This is a genomic window from Pseudomonas sp. BN415 (assembly GCF_029871195.1).
GTDB lineage: Bacteria > Pseudomonadota > Gammaproteobacteria > Pseudomonadales > Pseudomonadaceae > Metapseudomonas > Metapseudomonas resinovorans.
The window spans coordinates 36647-57241 of sequence record NZ_SSOK01000019.1; the positions used below are offsets into that span (position 1 = coordinate 36647).

At 67.3% G+C, this 20595-nt stretch carries 16 protein-coding genes, 1 pseudogene and 4 riboswitches; of the genes and pseudogenes, 4 read left to right on the forward strand and 13 right to left on the reverse strand.

The genetic code is table 11. The features are described 5' to 3' along the window. Positions 1-92: 92 nt before the first annotated feature. From cobM to E8F20_RS05435, 4 genes are read right to left on the reverse strand one after another with little or no spacing between them, the layout of a single operon-like run. On the reverse strand, positions 93-848 hold the full coding sequence (gene cobM / locus E8F20_RS05420; RefSeq protein ID WP_280282797.1) for a precorrin-4 C(11)-methyltransferase: 756 nt from the start codon (positions 846-848) through the stop codon (positions 93-95). A gap of 4 nt (positions 849-852) precedes the next feature. Further along, a complete protein-coding gene (locus E8F20_RS05425) occupies positions 853-1254 on the reverse strand; it encodes a cobalamin biosynthesis protein (protein ID WP_280282798.1) in 402 nt (133 codons plus the stop codon). Then, complete coding sequence (locus E8F20_RS05430) at positions 1251-1961, reverse strand: CbtA family protein (RefSeq protein ID WP_280282799.1); 711 nt, start codon at positions 1959-1961, stop codon at positions 1251-1253. Before E8F20_RS05430 ends, E8F20_RS05425 begins: the two co-directional genes overlap by 4 nt. Before the next feature lie 11 nt (positions 1962-1972). Continuing rightward, positions 1973-2164: a CbtB domain-containing protein gene (locus E8F20_RS05435; RefSeq protein WP_028629224.1), complete on the reverse strand. Its 192-nt coding sequence runs from the start codon at positions 2162-2164 to the stop codon at positions 1973-1975. Positions 2165-2261: 97 nt separating this feature from the next. Next, a riboswitch (cobalamin riboswitch) is annotated at positions 2262-2479 on the reverse strand. 58 nt (positions 2480-2537) lie between these two features. Beyond that, positions 2538-2733, forward strand: a riboswitch (cobalamin riboswitch). Positions 2734-2824: 91 nt separating this feature from the next. On the opposite strand from E8F20_RS05435, the gene cobW reads away from it, so the two are divergent. Together cobW and cobN are read left to right on the forward strand one after the other, a co-directional pair. After that, positions 2825-3877 (forward strand): cobalamin biosynthesis protein CobW, encoded by a 1053-nt coding sequence (gene cobW, locus E8F20_RS05440; protein WP_280282801.1) that lies wholly within the window; start codon positions 2825-2827, stop codon positions 3875-3877. A gap of 47 nt (positions 3878-3924) precedes the next feature. Further along, positions 3925-7659 (forward strand): cobaltochelatase subunit CobN, encoded by a 3735-nt coding sequence (cobN, locus tag E8F20_RS05445; protein WP_280282802.1) that lies wholly within the window; start codon positions 3925-3927, stop codon positions 7657-7659. Positions 7660-7747: 88 nt separating this feature from the next. On the opposite strand, the gene E8F20_RS05450 is transcribed toward cobN, so the two are convergent. Then, positions 7748-8839 carry a 3-deoxy-7-phosphoheptulonate synthase gene (locus E8F20_RS05450; RefSeq protein ID WP_280282803.1) on the reverse strand — a complete coding sequence of 364 codons (1092 nt, stop codon included), beginning with the start codon at positions 8837-8839 and terminating at the stop codon, positions 7748-7750. Positions 8840-9354: 515 nt separating this feature from the next. On the opposite strand from E8F20_RS05450, the gene E8F20_RS05455 reads away from it, so the two are divergent. Both E8F20_RS05455 and E8F20_RS05460 read left to right on the forward strand, forming a co-directional pair. Continuing rightward, positions 9355-10356, forward strand: a complete 1002-nt coding sequence (locus E8F20_RS05455) for an AAA family ATPase (RefSeq protein ID WP_280282804.1) — start codon at positions 9355-9357, stop codon at positions 10354-10356. 2 nt (positions 10357-10358) lie between these two features. Further along, the gene (locus E8F20_RS05460) at positions 10359-11012 is read left to right on the forward strand and encodes a VWA domain-containing protein (RefSeq protein ID WP_280282820.1); all 654 of its coding nucleotides are present in this window, start codon (positions 10359-10361) and stop codon (positions 11010-11012) included. A 48-nt stretch (positions 11013-11060) separates the two neighbouring features. On the opposite strand, the gene E8F20_RS05465 is transcribed toward E8F20_RS05460, so the two are convergent. From E8F20_RS05465 to cbiE, 8 genes and pseudogenes are all read right to left on the reverse strand, one after another. After that, a complete protein-coding gene (locus E8F20_RS05465; RefSeq protein WP_280282805.1) occupies positions 11061-12092 on the reverse strand; it encodes an iron ABC transporter permease in 1032 nt (343 codons plus the stop codon). Next, on the reverse strand, positions 12089-13048 hold the full coding sequence (locus E8F20_RS05470) for an ABC transporter substrate-binding protein (protein WP_280282806.1): 960 nt from the start codon (positions 13046-13048) through the stop codon (positions 12089-12091). The genes E8F20_RS05465 and E8F20_RS05470 overlap by 4 nt, the downstream gene beginning before the upstream one ends. Continuing rightward, positions 13045-13815 (reverse strand): annotated as a pseudogene (locus E8F20_RS05475) (ABC transporter ATP-binding protein). The gene E8F20_RS05470 and the pseudogene E8F20_RS05475 overlap by 4 nt, the downstream one beginning before the upstream one ends. Beyond that, positions 13815-15932: a TonB-dependent receptor gene (locus E8F20_RS05480; protein ID WP_280282807.1), complete on the reverse strand. Its 2118-nt coding sequence runs from the start codon at positions 15930-15932 to the stop codon at positions 13815-13817. The pseudogene E8F20_RS05475 and the gene E8F20_RS05480 overlap by 1 nt, the downstream one beginning before the upstream one ends. Positions 15933-16041: 109 nt before the next feature. Then, positions 16042-16249: riboswitch (cobalamin riboswitch) on the reverse strand. A gap of 227 nt (positions 16250-16476) precedes the next feature. Next, positions 16477-17184: a (2Fe-2S) ferredoxin domain-containing protein gene (locus tag E8F20_RS05485; protein WP_280282808.1), complete on the reverse strand. Its 708-nt coding sequence runs from the start codon at positions 17182-17184 to the stop codon at positions 16477-16479. Continuing rightward, the gene (locus tag E8F20_RS05490) at positions 17181-17912 is read right to left on the reverse strand and encodes a cobalt-precorrin-6A reductase (RefSeq protein WP_280282809.1); all 732 of its coding nucleotides are present in this window, start codon (positions 17910-17912) and stop codon (positions 17181-17183) included. The genes E8F20_RS05485 and E8F20_RS05490 overlap by 4 nt, the downstream gene beginning before the upstream one ends. Then, positions 17909-19006, reverse strand: coding sequence for a cobalt-precorrin-5B (C(1))-methyltransferase (locus tag E8F20_RS05495; RefSeq protein WP_280282810.1), 1098 nt, complete (start codon positions 19004-19006; stop codon positions 17909-17911). The genes E8F20_RS05490 and E8F20_RS05495 overlap by 4 nt, the downstream gene beginning before the upstream one ends. A gap of 38 nt (positions 19007-19044) precedes the next feature. Beyond that, a complete protein-coding gene (gene cbiE, locus E8F20_RS05500; protein ID WP_280282821.1) occupies positions 19045-20244 on the reverse strand; it encodes a precorrin-6y C5,15-methyltransferase (decarboxylating) subunit CbiE in 1200 nt (399 codons plus the stop codon). Positions 20245-20324: 80 nt separating this feature from the next. After that, positions 20325-20520: riboswitch (cobalamin riboswitch) on the forward strand. The last annotated feature ends 75 nt before the right edge of the window (positions 20521-20595 follow it).

A 20595-nucleotide genomic window follows, 5' to 3' on the forward strand; every position in this document is an offset into this window, starting at 1 on the left:
GCCGGTTAGAGAGAGTGTGCGGGCTAATTGCCCGCCGCATAAGAGCCGCATTCTGCGGGTTTCACCGGCGTACGTCACTAGCCGCGTGGCGGCTACGCTTTGCCGGGCCGATAGAGGTGAGCGTGATCGGCCCGATAAAGGGAAGAATCGGCAAAGCCATCGGCGGCCAGTACCTCGCCCACCAGGATCAGCGCAGTGCGGCGGAAATCCCGTGCCGCCACCTTGGGCAGGATGTCCCCCAGAGTGCCGGTGACCTGCTCCTGGTCCGGCCAGCTGGCGCGATGGATCACGGCGATGGGGCAGTCGACGCCGTAGTGCGGCAGCAGTTCTCCGATTATTTTCGCCAGCTGACTCACGCCCAGGTGAATGGCCATGGTCGCGCGGTGACGGGCCAGATCGCCCAGTTCTTCCCCTTCAGGCATGCGCGTCTTGCTGGCGTAACGGGTGAGGATCAGGGTCTGGGAAACGTCCGGCAGGGTCAGCTCGCAACCCAGCAGCGCGGCGCAGGCGGCGGTAGCCGTTACCCCCGGCACCACTTCGAAGGGGATGTCCCGTTCGCGCAGGTGGCGAATCTGCTCGCCGATGGCGCCGTAGAGCGATGGATCACCCGAATGTACCCGCGCCACGTCCTGGCCCCTCGCATGGGCGTCGGCCAACAGCGTGACGATCTCATCCAGATGCAGCTCGGCGGTGTTTACCACCAACTCCGCGCAGTGCCCGGCCAGCACGGCCTCGGGCACCAGCGAACCGGCGTAGAGAATCACCGGACAGGCACGGATCAGGCGCTGACCCTTCACAGTAATGAGTTCTGGATCGCCGGGGCCGGCGCCGATGAAATAGACCGTCATGGCCTCAAGCCTCGTGCTGGATGCAGGCCAGGGCGCAAGTAGCACCGGCGCTGCGACGTTTGTCGATGAGCAGGGCGGCGCGACCGCCGAACAGGGCTTCGATCTGGACCAGGGCGGCGGCTTCCGCCACGCCCGCACTGCCGATGACCTCCCGGACACGCTCGGACGGCTGACTCAGGCGCAGGTCCTCCGCAGCAAGGATATCCACAGGCAGGAAATACAACGGCAGCCGCAACCGCTCGGACAGGGCGATCAGCCCCGGCTCCGCGGCCTTCGCCTCACTGCTGGCCAACGCGGCCAGATCATCGAGTGAAGCGCCGGCTTCGGCAAGGCACTGCATCAGCAGGCCTTGCAATTCGTCCGTCGGGCAGCCGCGTCGGCAGCCCAGCCCAGCGACCAGCTTCAAGCAGACGGCAAAGCGTGACGCTGGTACAGCCAGGCCGCAGCCCAGCCCAGCACGGCCCAGAACGCCGCATTGGTGATCAAGGAAGCAACGATGAACTCATGCTCCAGCGCTTCCGGTGCCAGGCTGGAGTGGGTTTCGGGCTGCGGCGCCCCCACTACATGGGGGATCACCAGCAGTACGACACCCAGCACGCGCAGAGCCCAATGGCGGCCGAAAGCAATGAGCGCCAGGCCCACGGCAGTGGAAGCGGCGGTGCCGACCCACCAGGTCTGACGATGGGCCAGATCAGCGGCGGCGGTGCCCGGCAGTTCCGGCGGTAAGCCAAGGGACGGTGCCAGGGCGAACGTGGCGAAACCACCCAGGCCCCAGAGCAGGCCCTGCCAGGCACGGGTCGGGCCGCGCAGGCTGAATAGTCCGGTGAGGAGCAGGGCGAAACCCACGGCCACTACGAGGTTGCTGCCACCAGTTGAGAGGGTGCGCTGCCAACCATCTTCCGGAGCCCAGGCTTCGTCGCTGTGTTCATGGGTATGCGCGACGGCGGCGCCGCCATGCTCATGGTCGTGCTCCACCTGAGCGACAGGCTCGGCGCTTTCATAGGTTTCCGCCTGGAGAATCAGCGGGGTTACCCACAGGCTCTGCAACAGAGTCAGCACCAGGGCTGCGATCAGACCAGCGAAACCGGCAGTCTGGGCGATGCGCTTGATCATCCGGGAATCACTCAATGGCAGGGGAAGGCGGCACTGTGGCGAGTGTCGTGAGCGGCGTTGTGCACAGCCTCGATGTGCGAGAAACCGGCGAAGTACACCAGGGACAGGCCGATCAGGCTGGCGCCGATGGCCAGCAGTAGGCGTTGGGCCAGGGTCGAGGAGGAAGCGGCGGAATGAGACAGGGTGCGGCTGGACATGGAGATTCCCTCTGCGTTGCTAACGATACCGGCAGAGGAACGCGCGCGAGGGAAGCGGGCGCAGGTGCGCCCAGATTTCCGGCTTGCGCCCGCCCACCGCGGGTTGCCAAAAAGCTGATCAGGCCGGTCTCCGGGCTCACGACGCCAGCCTGTGGCTGGACGGGCATGCCTTCCCATGCCGTGTCGGCACAGTGGCGTACTTAACCCTACGATCGCTTACCGTTGCGGGGGCAGCGTCGGACTAGTCCGAAAATGGACGCACCGACTTCCCGTTTCACCTCGCGTACGGCGACGCAAGGCACCTGAAAAAACCGTGCTAGGACATCACGAGTCCGACCAAGCGTCAACTGCCGTGATTGACCGTCCTTCGAGCCCTGCGTAGCCTTCGCCCTTTCGAGGTTCTCCGGTTGTACGCCGGAGCTAAGAGGGAACGTGGTCAAGGCCACGGCTGCCCCCGCAACTGTGAACAGCTGATGTCTTTATCCACAGCCACTGCCCCAAGGCGGGAAGGCGGAGAGACGGCGCACCGCGCCAGGCTGTAAGCCAGGAGACCTGCCTCGACGACATTCCAGACAACCGGGCGGGGTGATCCGGTGGCGAATCTGTTGCGCGGGGCGAGCCCCGCTGCGTTCGTCATGCCCGCCGACCGACCACGCAGAGGCGCGCATGAAAACCCTGGCCAAACTCCCCGTCACCATCGTTACCGGCTTCCTCGGCGCCGGTAAGACCACCCTCCTGCGCCACATGCTGGACAACGCTGAAGGCCGCCGTATCGCGGTGATCGTCAACGAGTTCGGCGAGCTGGGCATCGACGGCGAGATCCTCAAGCAGTGCTCTATCGGCTGCACCGAAGAAGAGGCCGTTGGCCGCGTCTTCGAGCTGGCCAACGGCTGCCTGTGCTGCACCGTGCAGGAAGAGTTCTTCCCGGTCATGCGCGAATTGGTAGCGCGACGTGGCGACCTTGACCAGATCCTCATCGAAACCTCCGGCCTCGCCCTGCCCAAGCCGCTGGTGCAAGCCTTCCAGTGGCCGGAAATCCGCAACGCCTGCACTGTCGACGCCGTCATCACCGTGGTCGACAGCCCGGCCGTGGCCGCCGGCACCTTCGCCGCCCACCCCGAGCAGGTGGACGAGCAGCGCAAGCAGGACCCGAACCTCGACCACGAGTCGCCCCTGCATGAATTGTTCGAAGACCAGTTGGCCAGCGCCGACCTGGTGATCCTCAACAAGGCTGACCTGCTTGACGCCAAAGCCCTGGCCGCCGTGCGCGCCGAGGTGGCCGAGGAACTGCCACCTGCGGTGAAGATCGTCGAAGCCCGCGCCGGCAAGCTGCCACTCAGCGTGCTGCTGGGCCTGAACGCCGAGTCGGAACTGCACATCGACAGCCGCCCCACCCACCATGACCACGAAGGTCATGAAGACCACGACCACGACGAGTTCGACTCCTTCCACGTTGATCTGCCGGAAGTGGAAGAAGCCGCCCTGATCAAAGCCCTCGGCCAACTGGTGGAGCGCCACGACATCCTGCGCATCAAGGGCTTCGCCGCCATCCCCGGCAAACCCATGCGCCTGCTGATCCAGGGCGTCGGCAAGCGTTTCGACAAACACTTCGACCGCAAGTGGCTGACCGACGAAACCCGCAGCACTCGCCTGGTGGTGATCGGGCAGGAGCTGGATCAGGCAGCGATTGCCAATGAATTGCGGACAGCGCTGGCATGAACGGCGGACTGCCCCCTCTCCCTCCGGTAGAAGGGGGAGAGGAGTAAATGCACCTCCTGCGCACCCAACCCGGTGGCTTCGTCCCGGACGACGGCATCGCCCACCTGGCCCAGACGCCCGCCGAACTGGTGATCCTCTGCAGCGGCGACTCGCACCTGGCGCTATTGGCCGAAGCCGCCCGCGAGTTGCCCGACGACTACCCGAGCCTGCGCCTGGCCAACCCCATGCAGTTGCAGAACCACGCCTCGGTGGACCTCTACGTCGACGAGGTGCTGCAGCATGCCAAGGTCATCCTGATCTCTGTTCATGGCGGCGTGGGTTACTGGCGCTACGGCATCGAGCAACTGGTGGCCCTGGCCGAGCGGGGTGCGAAGCTGATCCTGGTGCCGGGCGACGACCGTCCCGACCCGGAGCTGAGCGGCCTCTGCACCGTTCCCGGGGAAGACGCCGAGCGCCTCTGGCAGTACTTGCGCCAGGGCGGCCTGGACAACGCCCGGCAGTTGTTCAACTGCCTCGCCAACCGCTGGTTCGACCGTGATTACCCCTGGAACGAACCTCAGGCCCTGCCCCGTGTCGCCCTCTACCACCCGCGCTTACGCCCGGCGCGGCTGGAAGACTGGCAGGCCGACTGGCGCTCCGATCGGCCGGTCGCCGCCCTGCTCTTCTATCGCACTCATTTGCAGGCCGCGAACACGGCCTTTATCGACGCCTTCTGCGAGCGCCTCGCCGCCCAGGGGCTGAACCCCCTGCCCATCGCCGTCGCCAGCCTCAAGGAAGCGGAGTGCCTGGCGGCTGTGGAAAACTGGCTGGACGCCGCGGGGGCCGGGCTGATCATCAACACCACCGGCTTCGCCCAGTCGAATCCGGACGCCCCCAGCCTGCGCCCGTTCCGCCGCGACATCCCGGTGCTGCAAGCCATCTGTTCGCTGGACAACGAACCGCTCTGGCGCGACAACCCGCAAGGCCTCGGCCCGCGCGACCTGGCCATGCACATCGCGCTGCCGGAGCTGGACGGCCGCATCATCACCCGCCCCATCAGCTTCAAGGGCCTGGCCTGGCGCAGCGAGCGTAGCCAGAGCGACGTGGTCTGCTACCTGCCGCAGCGGGAGCGCATGGACTTCGTCGCCGAGCTGGGACGACGCTGGTGCGCGCTGGCGCGCAAGGCCAATGCTGACAAGCGCGTGGCGCTGATCCTCGCCAACTACCCCACCCGCGACGGCCGTATCGGCAACGGCGTGGGCCTGGACACCCCGGCCGCCGCGCTGAACATCCTCCGCGCCCTGGAAGCCGAAGGCTATCCATTGGCCGGCCTGCCGGAGAGTGGCACCGCGCTTATCCACAGCCTGCTCGGCGGTGTCAGCAACGACCTGGACAGCCTCGATGCGCGCCCCTGCGCCCAGAGCCTGGCCCTTTCCGACTACCTCGCCGGCTTCGCCCGCCTGCCAGAGGCCAATCAGCGCGCCGTCATCGAGCGCTGGGGGGAGCCGCAGCAGGACCCGATGTTCCGTAGCGGTCGCATGATGGTGGCCGGTCTGCGCTTCGGCCTCGTTTTCGTCGGCATCCAACCGGCGCGCGGCTACCAGCTCGACCCAGCGGCCATCTACCACGATGCCGACCTGGTGCCGCCCCACGGCTACCTCGCCTTCTACTTCTGGTTGCGCGAGGCGTTCGCCGCCGATGCGCTGATCCACGTTGGCAAGCACGGCAACCTGGAATGGCTGCCGGGCAAGGGCGTCGGCCTGTCCGCCGAATGCTGGCCTGACGCGGTGATGGGGCCGCTGCCGAACCTCTACCCGTTCATCGTCAACGACCCCGGCGAAGGCGCGCAGGCCAAGCGCCGCGCCCAAGCGGTGATCATCGATCACCTGATGCCACCGCTGACCCGCGCCGAGAATTACGGCCCGCTGCGCGACCTCGAGCGACTGGCCGACGAGTACTACGACGCCTCCTTGCTCGACCCGCGCCGCGCCGTGCAACTGCGCGGAGAAATCCTCGAACTGGTGAAGGCGACGGCGCTGGATCGCGAACTGAGCCTGGTCATCAGCGACGACCCGGAGAGCTGGCTGCCGCAGCTGGACGCCTACCTCTGCGACCTCAAGGAATCGCAGATCCGCGACGGCCTCCACGTGTTTGGCGAATCTCCCGCAGGACGCTTGCGCGACGACACGCTGCTGTCCCTGGTGCGCATCCCCCGTGGCGACGGCAAGGGCGCCAACGCCAGCCTGCTGCGCGCCCTGGCCAGCGACCTGCAACTGGGCCGCGACCCGCTCGACCTCAATTGGGCCGAACCCTGGGAAGGCCCCCGCCCGGCATGGCTGGACGCAGTCAGCAATGAGCCCTGGCGCAGCAATGGCGACACACGCGAACGCCTGGAGCTGCTGGCCCTGGGCCTGATCCAAACCACTGACTTCGGTTCTATCGGCCCGGCAAGCGATGCGGTTATCCACAACCTGCGCGCCGTCATTGCCCCTACCCTGGACGCCTGTGGCGATGCCGAGATCGGCGGCGTCCTGGCGGCGCTGGAAGGTCGCTTCGTCCCGCCCGGCCCCAGTGGAGCCCCCAGTCGGGGACGTCTTGACGTGCTGCCCACCGGACGCAATTTCTTCACCGTCGATGTGCGCAACCTGCCAACCCCCACGGCCTGGCGACTGGGCTTCCAGTCCGCCAACCTGCTGCTGGAACGCCACCTGCAGGATCACGGCGACCACCTGCGCCAGCTCGGCATTTCCGTCTGGGGCACCGCCACTATGCGCACCGGCGGCGATGACATCGCCCAGGCACTGGCGCTGATGGGCGTACGCCCGGTGTGGCAGGCCGGCAGCCAGCGGGTGGAAGACTTCGAGATCCTGCCGCTATCCCTGCTCGACCGCCCTCGGGTGGACGTGACCTTGCGCGTGTCGGGCTTCTTCCGCGATGCCTTCGCCAACCTCATCCGCCTGTTCGACGCGGCCGTGCAGGCCGTGGCCGAACTGGATGAGCCAGAGGATATGAACCCGTTGGCGGCGCGAGTGAAAGCGGAAAGCGAACGCCTCACCGAGGAGGGCCTGCCCGCCGAAGATGCGCGCCTACAAGCCGGTTGGCGCGTGTTCGGTGCCCAACCCGGCGCCTATGGCGCAGGGGTTCAGGGCGCCATCGAGGAACGCCAGTGGCAGGACCGCGCCGAGCTGGCTGAGGTCTACCTCAACTGGGGCGGCTACGCCTACGGCGCCCAGGATGCCGGCACCCCGGCGCGGGAGCGCTTCGCCCAGCGGCTGCAGCGGCTGCAAGCCGTGCTGCAGAACCAGGACAACCGCGAGCACGACATACTCGACTCCAACGATTACTACCAGTTCCAGGGTGGCATGCTCGCGGCCGCGGAAACCCTGCGTGGCGAGAAAGTGGCCAGCTACCACGGCGACCACAGCCAGCCGGACCTGCCACGTATCCGCTCGCTGAAGGAAGAACTGGCTCGCGTGGTCCGCTCCCGTGCCGCCAACCCGAAGTGGATCGCCGGCATGAAGCGCCACGGCTACAAGGGCGCCTTCGAACTGGCGGCAACGGTGGATTACCTCTTCGCCTTCGACGCGACCAGCGAGCTGATCGACGACCATCAGTACAAACTGCTGGCCGACGCCTACCTGCTGGACGCGGACACCCGTGAGTTCATCCGCCAGCACAACCCCGAAGCCCTGCGCGACATCGCCGAGCGGCTGGTGGAAGCGCAGCAGCGCGGGCTTTGGGAGCACCCGGGGGAATACCGCGAAACAATCGAGAACCTGCTACTGGATAGCGAGGAGCGGTGATTCACGAGGGGGCTTAGTCAGTAGGGTGGATCACGCGTCATCGATCCACCCTACGCACCGATCAGCAGCCGGCCGGCCTGAACATCCTTTACCCCCGCAACCGCGCCGCCGCCTCCCGCAGGATCGCCTCCGTCCCTGCCCAGCCCAAGCAGCCGTCGGTGATCGAAACCCCATAGCGCAAGTCACAGGACAGCGACTGCGCGCCATCGAACAGGTGGCTCTCGATCATCACCCCGCGCAGGGCGTCCTGGCCGTCCAGGCGTTGGTCGATCACGTCCTGCAACACGCCCGGCTGGCGCAGCGGGTCCTTGCCACTGTTGGCATGACTGCAATCGACCAGGATGCGCGGCGCGATGCCGAGTTTCTCCAGGCCGGCCCGGGCGGCCTGCACGCTGGCCGCGTCATGGTTCGGTCCCTGGTGACCACCACGCAGCACCAGGTGGGTATCGGCATTGCCTGCCGTCTGCACCAGCGCCGGACGTCCCAGTTCATCAATGCCGAAATGCTGGTGGGCATGGGCGGCCGAGCGCATGGCGTCGGTGGCGATACCGAGGCTGCCATCAGTTCCGTTCTTGAAGCCCACGGGCAGGTCCAGGCCGCTGACCATCTCGCGGTGGATCTGCGACTCGCTGGTGCGCGCGCCGATAGCGGCCCAGCTCAGCAGGTCGTCCAGGTAGCCGGCGACCAGTGGCTGCAGCAGCTCAGTCGCGACCGGCAGGCCCAGCTCGGCCATCTCCAGCATCAGTCGGCGGCTCAGGGCCAGGCCTTCCGCCATGTCGCCACTGCCGTCCAGGTGCGGATCGTAGACCAGGCCCTTCCAGCCCACGGTGGTGCGCGGCTTCTCGACGTAGGCGCGCATCACCAGCAGCAGTTGGTCGCTGACTTCCGGCGCCAGGGCGGCCAGGCGGCGGGCGTAGTCGAGGGCGGAATCCGCATCGTGGATGGAGCAGGGGCCAACGACCACCAACAGGCGTGAGTCCTCGCCATCCAGCACCGCGCGCACGGCCTCGCGCTGGGCATTGATCTGGCGGGCAATGGCATGGCTCAGCGGCAGGCGCTGGCGCAATTCGGCAGGGGTGGGCAGCGGTAGGGTGCTGCGCGATGTGGGCAGGGCAGCTTCCAGCGCCATGGCATGGAGCGGCTGTACAGCGGTGGGCAGAACGGAAATGGAAGAGTTCATGACTGGCGTCCTCAGCCGGCGCGGCTCGATCCGCGCGCGGCGCTATCTGGGTGTTCGATTCAACGGTGTCTGGGCGGTAATGGAGCGGCTAAATCGCCAGTCGGAGTTGCGGTAATAGGTCTGGTAGGTGCGGTAGCTGATCATGGTGCGATCCTCGAAGTGCGTGCGTTTGGCCTTGTGGGCCGGAAAACAAAAACCCCCGGTCGGGTTGCCGACCGGGGGTTTCGTGGAGCTTTGGCGGCGACCCTGCTGGAGTGGGCCGCCTGATGGGTATCAGGTCAGCCCGTGGCTAAACCAATACCCATAGAAATAGCTGGCCGCAGCGGCCACACGCACACCTGCCACGGCGCGAGCCGGGGAAGCGATGAGCGAAGTGGACGTGAGGTGCGGCATGACAATCTCCAAAGCGAATGCTGGCTAACCTACTGCATCGCCACGCACCGTTCAATCACTGATTTCTATCGGCTGCCCCGCGCTTTCGCTACCATGCCCGCCAGGCCCCGCAGGACACAGCCATGACCGATATTCCCCACTTCCCCCTGAGCGCCGTCGTCGGCTCCGACGAGCTGAAAATGGCGCTCTACCTCGCCGCCATCGACCCCGCCATCGGCGGCGTGCTGATCGAGGGCCCGCGTGGCATGGCCAAGTCCACCCTCGCCCGGGGCATTGCCGACCTGCTGCCGGAAGCCCTCTTCGTCACCCTGCCATTGGGCGCCAGCGAGGAACGCATCGTCGGTACCCTGGACCTGGACGCCGCCCTCGGCGAAGGCCGCGCTCAGTTCTCTCCCGGCGTGCTGGCCAAGGCCCACGGCGGCGTGCTCTATGTCGACGAAGTGAACCTCCTGCCCGACCACCTGGTGGACCTGCTGCTGGATGTGGCCGCCAGCGGCGTGAACCAGGTGGAGCGCGATGGCATTTCCCATCGCCACCCCGCCCGTTTCGTGCTGATCGGCACCATGAACCCCGAGGAAGGTGAGCTGCGCCCGCAACTACTGGACCGCTTCGGCCTCAAGGTGCTGCAGAACGGCCAGCCGCAACCCGCCGAGCGCGCCGAGATCGTCCGCCGCCGCCTCGCCTTCGATACCGATCCGCAAGCCTTCATTGCCCGCTGGACTGGCGAGCAACAGACGCTGGCCCTGCGCTGCCGGGACGCCCGCGCCCGCCTGGCGACCATCCCGCTGGACGATGCCGCCCTCGATGAAATCGCCCAACGCTGCTTCGCCGCCGGCGTCGATGGCCTGCGCGCCGATCTCGTCTGGCTGCGTGCTGCCCGCGCCCACGCGGCGTGGCGCGGCTCCGACCGTATCGACGCCGAGGATATCGACGCCGTCGAGCACTTCGCCCTCGCCCATCGTCGCACCCACACCCCGCCGCCCGCCGCGCAGCCGCCGCAATCTCCACCGGCCAGCTCGCAGCCACAAGCCTCCAGTGGCGAAGGCCAGTGGGGAGCACTGCCCGCACAAACTGTCCCCATGGGAGAACGGCGCGACCTGCCGCGCTGGCCAAAAAAGCCCTGAGCATCCGCCCGCGCACGGTCACAGGGGCGGGTGCCCGGCCCAGACCTGGCACTCTCGGCAACGGTCGCAGCGGCGCTCGCCGCGCGGGACTAGAGGGCGCCATCCAATGGCTGCCGACCCTGCTGCGCGGCCGCCCGCGCAAAGCGGCCGACCTGATCCGTGCGCCGCGCAGCCAGCGCCCCGATGAACTCTGGCTGGTGATCGTCGACGCCTCCGCCTCCACCCGCCGCCATGGTGCGCTGTCCCAAGCCAAGGGGCTGCTGGCCGGACTCTTCGAAAACGCCTACCGCCAGCGCGCCCGCCTCGCCGTGCTCCACGCCACCGGCCACCGGCCACAGTGGCTCTGGCAAGGCAGCAAGGCCTCCCCCGCCCTGCACCATTGGCTCGCCGAACTCGGCGCCGGTGGCGGCACGCCGCTGATCGAGGCCTTGCAGCAATCCACCCATTGGCTGGCGCGGCGACAACGGCAGAAGCCGGCCGAGGCGCAGCGGATGCTGATCCTCACCGATGGCCGTTTGAAGGAGTGGCCGGCGCTTGATCCACTCAGTTGCCCGACCGTGCTGGTGGATATCGAAGGCGGGGCGATCCGGCTCGGGCGGGCGAAGCAACTGGCACAAGAGCTAGGGGCCGAGTACCGGGTCATTTCCGAGCTCTAGCGCGCCCTCACCCCCTCCCCTCTCCCAGAGGGAGAGGGGAGACACACTTCACTCCCGCCGTCGCAGCAGCACCGCAAAGAACAGTCCGCCAATCGCCGCTGTGGCGATGCCGATCGGCAAGTCCTGAGGCGCCAGCAAGGTTCGCGCGGCGACATCGACCCAGACCAGGAACACCGCCCCCAGCAGCGCGCACACCGGCAACAGGCGCCGGTGCTCGGCGCCCACCAGGCGCCGCGCCAGGTGCGGCAGCATCAGCCCGACGAAGCCGATGGCGCCGCTCAGGGAGACCAGCACCCCAGTCAGCAGCGAGGTACAGAGAAACACCAGCAGGCGCAGGCGACGCGGGTCCTGCCCCAGGCTCACGGCGCTCTGTTCGCCGGCCATCAATGCGTTGAGCCCACGCCCCAGGCTGAGCAGGATCAGCAACGACAGGCCCACGCAGATACCCGGCAACCAGAGCAGCTCCCAGCGCGCCAGCCCCAGCCCGCCGAGCATCCAGAACACCACGGAGGTCGCCGCGTGCGGGTCGCCGAGAAACAGCAGCAGATTGGCCAGCGCCATCATCAGGAACGACACCGCCACCCCGGCCAGCAGCAGCCGATCGCTGGCCAGGCGCCCCTGGCGGCTGGCGATGGCCAGCACCAGCAGCATGCTCAGCAGCGAGCCGATGAAGGCCGCCAGGGGCAGGCTGTAGCGGCCGAGCAGCTCGCCCAGGGCGAGCACCATCACCACCGCGCCCAGCGCCGCGCCGGAGCTGACTCCCAATAGATGCGGATCGGCCAGCGGGTTGCGGGTAGCCGCCTGCAGCGCGCAGCCGGCCAGCGCCAGCCCGGCGCCGACCAGCGCACCGAGCACTACCCGCGGCGCACGAATCAGCCAGACGATGCTGTCCTGCCCCGCCGTCCAGCTCGGCACCTCCGGCTCCAGGCCGAACACGCGCTGCGAGACGATGCCCAACACCTGCTCCGGTGCGAGGCTCACCGCACCAAAGGCCAGGGAAGCGATGCAGGAGACCAGCAGCACCGCCAGCAGACCGAGCACCAGCAGGCGATAGCCACTGGCACTGCGTACCGGGTTCATGGCCGCGGCCCGGGATGCAGGGCCGACGCCAGGGTTTCGAGGGCCGTGACGTTATCCACACTGGGCGTGACCTGCAGGTAGGGCAGCACCACGAAGCGCTTCTCCCGGATCGCACGCACCTGCTGCAGTGCCGGGTGGCTGAGGAGGAATTCGCGCTTCTGCTCGGCACTGACCACGCCGTAGTCGACGATCAGGATCACCTCCGGGTCGCGCTCCACCACCGTTTCCCAGTTCACCCGCGACCAGCTCGAAGCCAGATCGTCCATCAGGTTGCGTCCACCAGCGGCTTCGATCAGCGCCTGCGGCATGGCCAGACGACCCGCCGTGAAGGGCTGGTCCTCACCGCTGTCATAGAGGAATACCTCCGGCGCCCGCGCGTCTTTCGGCACGCGTTGGCGCACCCGTTCCACCCGGCCACGCAGGTCGCTCACCAGCGCTTCGGCGCGCGGCTCCACATCGAAGATGCGCCCCAGGTTGAGCAGGTCGGCATAGAGATCCTCGAGACGCGCGGCGTCTCGTGGCATCACGTGGGCACAGGACTCGGTCAGCTCATACACCGGAATGCCCAGGGGCGCGAGCGTGGCCGGCGTGACCTCACCCCCCACGTGCATGCCGTAGTTCCAGCCGGCGAAGAACAGGTCGGCACCGGCATTCAGCAGGTTTTCCACCGAGGGGTAGCGCGGCGCCAATTCCGGCAGCCCCGCCAATTGCGCGCGGAATTCCTCATCCAGGGTCTTCCAGCCGCTGATGCCGCTGTAGCCCGCCATGTTCGGGCGCAGGCCGAGGGCAAGCAGCATGCCGGTCAGGTTGACATCCTGGCTGACGGCGCGCTGCGGCGCACGCTCGAAACGCACGTCGCGCTGGCAACTGGTGACAGTGACCGGGTAGTGCCCGGCCTGGGTTAAAGTGGCGAAGAGCAGCAGGCTCGCGCCCAGGGACATGAGAAATAGCTTCATCGGGTGATCCAGGTAATCCGTGGGTGACCGGCAACGGGATGGGGGTCCACCAGGGCCTTGGCGCCGAACACCTGCAGCAGCAGGTCTTCAGTCAGCACGTCGGCCGGTGTGCCGCTGGCCACCAGGCGGCCGCCGTCGAGCACATGCAGGCGGTCGCAGAAGGCGGCGGCCAGGTTGAGGTCGTGGAAGCTGGCGAGAATCCCCAGCCCCAGGCTGCGGAGCTGGCGCAGCAGGTCCAGTTGGTAGCGCGGGTCCAGGTGGTTGGTGGGCTCGTCGAGGATCAGGACCTGGGGTTGCTGCGCCAGGGCGCGGGCCAACAGCACGCGCTGCTTCTCGCCGCCGGACAGGTTTTCGAAGGACTGGATGCGGCGCTCCACCAACCCCACACACGCCAGCGCTTCATCCACCAGGCGCTGGTCTTCTTCGCTGTCACCGTCCAGCAACCCCTTGTGCGGCATGCGCCCCATGGCGACCACCTCGGCCACGCTGAGGCCGAAGTCCTGGGGAAACTCCTGCAGGACCACGGCGATACGCTGGGCGCTCCAGCGTGGCGATTGCCGCCAGAGGTTGGCGCCCTCCAGCTCGACGCGGCCCTACTGGGGGCGATGGAAGCGATAGGCGCAACGCAGCAGACTGGTCTTGCCGCTGCCGTTGGGGCCGATGAGCCCGACGAACTCGCCCTCCCCCAGCGCCAGCTCGATGCCTTCCAGCAAGGAATGGCCCGGGCTCGGAGCCCAGGCCAGGTCGTGCAGCGAAAGGCGCGCCATCAGAACGTGATATCCGTGGTGACGAAGAGCGAGCGCGGCTCGCCGAGAAACCACTGCTGGCCGCTGTTGGTCTGGCTCACCGCGTACTGGCGGTCGAACAGGTTGTTCAGCTCCAGGCCCAAGGTCAGCTGGGGCGTGGCGCGCCAGCTCAGGTTGGCGTCCGCCACGGTGTAGCCGGGCACCTCGATCTGGTTGGCGGTGTCGGCGTAGCGGTCATCCACGTAGCGCAGGCCGGCGCCCGCGCGAACATTGCCAGGCAGCGCCTTGTTCACCCAAAGGTTGGCGGTGCGACGCGGCACGTCCACCGGGCGATTGCCGGCGCGGGAAACGCCGCCCTGATAGAACTCGTCGTATTCGGCGCGTACCACCGAGGCATTGGCCGACACCTGCCAGCCTCGGGCCAGGCTCAGCTCCAGGCTGGCTTCGATGCCGTCGGCGGATTGCTGGCCGATCTGCTCGGCGACGCGGGTCACCGGGTCGGTGGTCAGCAGCTTCTCCTTGACGATGTGGTAGCCGGCCACCGTCCACTGCCCGCGCCCTTCCCAGAACTGCTGCTTGAAGCCGAGCTCGATCTGACGGGCCTCGGTGAGGTCCATCTGCTGCTGGGTCGGGTTGAGGGTGATGAGGTTGTTCACCCCATCCTTGCTGGTGCCGTACTGGCCGTAGATCGAGGCATTCGGCGTCAGTGCGTAGACCAGCCCCGCGCGCCAGTTGCCGCCGGAAAGGCTACGGTCGCTGCGGGTGCCGGCGCGCAAATCGTCACGGTCAATATGCACCTGGTCGCGGCGCGCGCCGGTGATCAGGGACCAGCGTTCGCTGAGCTGCAGCTGATTCTCGGCGAACAGGGCGAAGGTGCGGGTCTGGCTGCGCGAGTGCGGGCGGTACTCGGAGGCGCTCTGGTAATAGCCCGGCGCCGGGTTCCAAGGGTCGATGTAGTCGCCGCCGATATCGTTGTAGGGCGAGTTGTTGGTCAGGTCGAAGCGAATACGGTTGACCTCGGTGCCCACCAAGGTGCGGCTGGCCAGACCCAACAGCGAATGATCGAAGGTGAAGGTCTGGCGATCGCCGATCTGCTCCTGATGGTGCTTGATGCGCAGATAGTCGCTGCGCAGCATGTCCTCGCGGCTGTCGTCCCAGGTGTAGGCCTCGGCATTGCGCCAGTAGCGCCGTGACTTCAGGTAGTAGAGCTGGTTGCTGGCGCTGACCTGGTCGGAAAGGGTCCAGTCGGTGGTCAGGCGGGTCCACTGGTCGTTGTAGTGCTGCTCGGCATTGCGCAGGTTGTAGTTCTTCTCTCGCAGGCTCTCGCGGTAGCGGCCGTTGATCAGCGGGGTGCCGAAGTAGCTGCCGGGCTCCAGGTCGCCCTGGTCATGCGCCAGGGTAAAGGCCAGGTCGTCGCTCGCCTGCCAGCGCAGGGCGGCACCGAAGCTCAGGCTCCGGGCATCGCCCCGATCCACCCAGCCCTGGGTCGCCTGGCGGTTGACGGTGGCGCGGTAGCTCAGGCTGTCGCTGAGGGAGCCGCCGCTGTCCAGGGCGAACTGGTTGCGGTCGTAGGAGCCGTAGCCCAGGCGCAACTGGTTGCGGATTTCGCCCTCGAAGGGTTTCTTCGACAGGTAGTTGATCACCGCCCCGGTAGCGCCTTCGCCATAGACGCTGGAGGCCGGACCGCGCAACACCTCGATGCCCTCCAGTTGCCAGGGATCGGTCGGAAAAGTGGTGGTACCCATGCCGGTATAGAGGCGGATGCCATCGAACAACTGCATCACCGAGGCATGCCCGGTGAAGCCCCGCGCCGAGAGGCCGGTGCCGCCGTCGCCGGGAGTGCCGATGAAGCTGAGGCCGGGGGTGCGGGTCACGGCGTCCTGGGCGCTGCGGGCATTGCGCTCGCGCAGGGTGTCGCCGCTGAGGGAGGTGGTGCTCGCCGGGGTTTCCAGCGCGGAGAGGCCGAGCCGCGAAGCGGTTGACTGGGGCTTGTGCAGATCGGTTTCGGCAGGCTCCAGGACCTGGCCATCGACTTCGGTGGCCGGCAGGCTCAGGGCCGAGGATTCAGCGAAGGCTGAGGATGTCGCCAGCAGGCCGGCGAGGACGAACAGGGATGAAGACTGGGGATGACGCGCCATGGGAATTCCAATTCAGGGTGCAAGGCACGGCAATCCCGATGGAACGCGCAAAAGCAGACGCGGGCGCGCAGGCACCCACGGTCAGCGTCAACGCCCGCCCACCGCGGGTTGCCAAACGAATGCCTCAGGCCGGTCTCCGGGCTTGTGAGGGTCATGAAAACCTCGCCTTCCCATGCTGTGCAGCACAGTGGCCTGTTGAGGGTTTCGCTCACTTACCGTTGCGGGGGCAGCGCCGGACTGGTTCCTCTCGGAACGCACCGGCTTCCCGTTTCACCTCACGCGCGGCGGCGTGAGACACCTGAAGCGGCGCGGATATGAACATTCGTGGGTGGGGGAGTCAAGCTCAGCGCCGGCGGGAAATCCGCAGTAATCCGGGGTGCGAATTGGATCGTCAGGCGGCTCCCAGCCTCCTGGGGCGCAATGGATTCATTCGTTCAGAACATCCGGAGGTGATCGCTGAACACGCCGAACTCAGCGATGTGAGGTTGCAGGCGGCAACGTTCAATGCCCCTTACCAGGTTCGCCGGGGCACTTCCCGGCGCCCCTACGTCTTAATCAACAAATCCGGTACTTGGCGCTCTTCCACGATCCGCTCCTGCACCCAGCGCAGGACCTCTTCCTCGTCGCGCATCCGGTACCACTCGCCTTCCGGGTAGAGGCTGGCGGTAGGGCCTTCATCGCAGGGGAACTGGCATTGGGTGCGGGTGATGTGCACGCCGCCCTCGCATTCCAGCTTGCCGGCGGCCTTGAGGGTTTCACGCAGTTTTTTCCACAGCGGCAACGCACCACGGCGAGTGCAGCGGGGGCCGTTGCACAGCAGCAGGCGGCGGGCATGGGGCGGGATGCAGGACCAGGCGTGGCTGGCGGGAATTGCCGGCACACTCACGCACGCCAGGTGCAGTTCGGCACGCCCGGCCAGTGCACAAGCGGCACCGGCCGGATCGCTGTCGAACTGGCCGAGCAGGCTGGCGACGAAGAGGTGCTCCGGAGCGTCCAGAGTCGCAAGCTCGCTGCGCAGCCAGTCCAGATGCTGGGCGGACGATTGCGGGTCGAGGTCGATCACCAGCAATGGGCGGGGGCTGGCCTGCACCGTCTGCCAGAGCTCGTCATGACCGGCTGAGGTGTCGACGATATCGGCCAGCGCCTCCTCGCCACGCTGGGCGATGAGCTGGCGACGGAAGAGTTCGGCGAAAGCGCCTTCGGCAAGGTCCGGCCCGGCGAACAGCACGCGGGCGTAAGGTGTTGCGGTCATGGGGTGTCCAGTTGGATGGCGAGGGCCTGCCAGAGGCCTTCGACGGAGTCGAATTCACGGGCCACGGGCGGCAGCTCCGGGCGCTTGAGGATCAGTACCGGCAGCCCCAGCTCGCGGGCCACTTGCAGCTTGGGTTCGGTGGACTGGCTGCCGCTGTTCTTGCTGATGAGCACATCGCTGCGCAGCCGCGCGAACAACTCACGCTCGCCGTCCAGATCGAAGGGGCCGCGTGCACCAATCACCTCAAAGCGTTCACCCGCCGACTGCCCCTGCAGGCAACGCACTGTCCAGTGCTGCAGCGGCGGGATCTCGTGCAGGTGCTCCAAGGGTTCGCGGCCGAGGGTGAAGAAGGGGCGACGGAAACGCTTCAGGGCTTCGATCAGCTCGGCCCAATCGGCCACCCCTTGCCAGTCGTCATCCGGGCCCGCCTGCCAACCGGCGCGACGCAGGGCCCAGCAGGAAATGCCCGCCAGTGCGGCCGCTGCCGCGGCGTTCCGGCTCATCTGTGCGGCGTAGGGATGGGTGGCATCGACCAGCAGATCGATGCCCTCCTCCGCGATGAAACGCGCCAGCCCCTCGGCGCCGCCGAAGCCGCCGACGCGTACCTGGCAGGCCAGGTCATCCGGCACCTTGCCCAGGCCCTTGAGGCTGTAGACATGTTCGGGGCCGAGGCGGCGTGCCAGCGCCAGTGCTTCGCTGACGCCGCCCAGCAGGAGGATGCGTTTCATCGTTGCTCCACAGCCTCGCCGACGATATTGCCCTGGCGATCGATGGCGAAGACTTCCAGCGCCACGCTGGCCGGCACCGTCTTGCGGGCGAAGGCCAGGGCGTGGGCGCAGACCGCATTGCCCAGGGGAACGCCGGCGTCATGGGCCATGACCAGCGCCAGCTGGCTGGTATTGGCACCGCGCATGGCCGCCTGCAATTCGGCGCTTGCGCCCAGTTCGGCAGCCCACTGCGCCAACAGTGGCAGGTCGATGCTGGAGTTGCGGCTGTGCAGGTCCATATGGCCGGCGGCGAGTTTACTGATCTTGCCGAAGCCGCCGCACAGGCTGAGTTTTTCCACAGGCGCCTTGCGCAGGTGCTTGAGCACGGCACCGGCAAAGTCGCCCATCTCGATCAGCGCGGTGTCGTCCATGTGGTAGCGACGACGCATGGTGTCTTCGCTGGCGTTGCCGGTGCAGGCCGCCAGGTGGGTGAAGCCATTGGCGCGAGCGACATCGATGCCCTGATGGATCGATGCGATATAGGCCGAACAGGAGAACGGCCGGACGATGCCGGTGGTGCCGAGGATGGAAAGGCCGCCGAGAATACCCAGCCTCGGGTTCATGGTTTTCAACGCCAGCGCCTCGCCGCCCTCGACGCAGATGGTCACGTCAAAGCCGCCTGCAAAACCGTGGTCGGCAGCGAGTCGAGCGAGGTGCTCAATCATCATCTGCCGGGGTACCGGGTTGATCGCCGGCTCGCCCACGGCCAGCGTCAGGCCGGGTTTGGTGACGGTGCCGACACCGGGGCCGGCATGGAAGCGCACACCCGGCTCGGTAGCCAGGCGCACCTGGGCGTAGATCAGCGCGCCATGGGTCACGTCCGGGTCGTCGCCAGCGTCCTTCAGGGTGCCTGCCTCGGCGCCACCCTCGATCAAGCGACAGAACTCCAGGCGCATCAGCACCTGCTGGCCCTTGGGCAGGACGATCTCCACGGCATCCGCCGCCACGCTGCCCAAAAGCAGGCGCGCCGCGGCCAGGCTGGTGGCCGTGGCGCAGCTGCCAGTGGTGTAGCCACTGCGCAGGGGGGCGGGTTGTTCGGGGGTTTCGTCACGCATGGAGAATGGCGGGTCCGCTCAAGGGTTTTACCTAGGGATCACTTGGTCAGTTCAAGCAAGGTAATCGGCAACGCCGAACGCCAGGTATCGAAGCCGCCGAGCGGCTGTGCCTGGGCAATCGCGATGCGGGTGAGTTCGCCGCCGTGCAGCTCGCGAAAGGCTACCAGCATGGCTTCGCTCTGCAGGGTCACGGCGTTGGCAACCAGCCGACCGCCGGGCTTGAGCTGGCTCCAGCAAGCGTCCAGCACGCCGGGCTCGGTGACGCCGCCGCCGATGAAAATGGCATCCGGCGCGGGCAAGCCCTCCAGCGCCACCGGGGCCTGACCGGTGACCAGTTGCAGACCGGGCACGCCAAGGGCATCGCGGTTGTGGCGGATATGTGCCTGGCGGCCTTCGTTGGCTTCGATGGCAATGGCGCGACAACCCGGATGCGCGCGCATCCACTCGATGCCGATGGAACCGCAACCGGCGCCTACATCCCAGAGCAGCTCGCCAGGACGTGGCGCCAGCCGCGCCAAGGTGACGGCGCGGACATCACGCTTGGTGAGCTGGCCGTCGTGGCGGTAGGCGTCATCCGGCAGGCCGGTGGTCAAGGGCAGCGAACGAGTGCCTTCGTCGGGGTGGACTTCGACCGCCAGCAGATTAAGCGCGGCAGCCTCGGTGAGGGACCAGTCGCTGGCAATGCCGTCGATGCGTCGTTCACGTTCGCCCCCCAGGTGCTCCAGCACGCTGAGCCGACTCGGGCCGAAACCACGCTCGGCCAACAATGCGGCGATGGCCGCCGGGCTGCTGCCGTCATTGCTCAGCACCAGCAGGCGGGCGCCATCGTGCAGGTGAGCATTCAGCGCAACCAGGGGACGGGCGACGACCGAGAGCAAGGTCACGTCCTGCAACGGCCAGCCCAGCCGCGCGGCAGCCAGCGAATAGGACGATGGTGCAGTGATCACCCGCATCTCCTCCGCAGCCACCTGCCGCGCCAGGCTGGCGCCGACACCGAACAGCATGGGGTCGCCGCTGGCCAGCACGCAGACCGGAGTGCCGCGCTTTTCCAGCACCGGAGCCAGGGAAAAGGGGCTTGGCCAGGGGCTACGACGCGCGCGAATGCAGCGCGGCAGGAGGTCGAGCTGGCGCGGGCCACCCACCACTTCGGCGGCGCCCAGCAGGGCGTGGCGCGCGGCCTTGCCGAGGCCCGCATAGCCGTCTTCGCCAATTCCCACCACGGTCAGCCAGGGCTGCATCTGTTGTCCTCGAGTACGAAATTGCATGGGCCGTTCGGCTCCCGACAGGCAGCCTTTTCATAGGTCCGGGCAAAGCGGGCATAATAGCGCCCTTCATCGGTCGCTGGCGCTCACCTGACGAGCCCCAGCCTAAGAGGGAACACGGTCGAGCCGTGGCTGCCCCCGCAACTGTAAGCAGCGAGTCCATGCATTTCAGGCCACTGAACCCCGTTCGGGAAGGCCGCAATGGATGATGACCTGCCAGCCAGGAGACCTGCCGGTGGGACCAGTCGCGTGTGTACGCATCGAGCGGGGTGTATCGGTGCAACGTTGTCCCTGACTCAGGGACCCGGGTCGCCGCGACGCCAACCA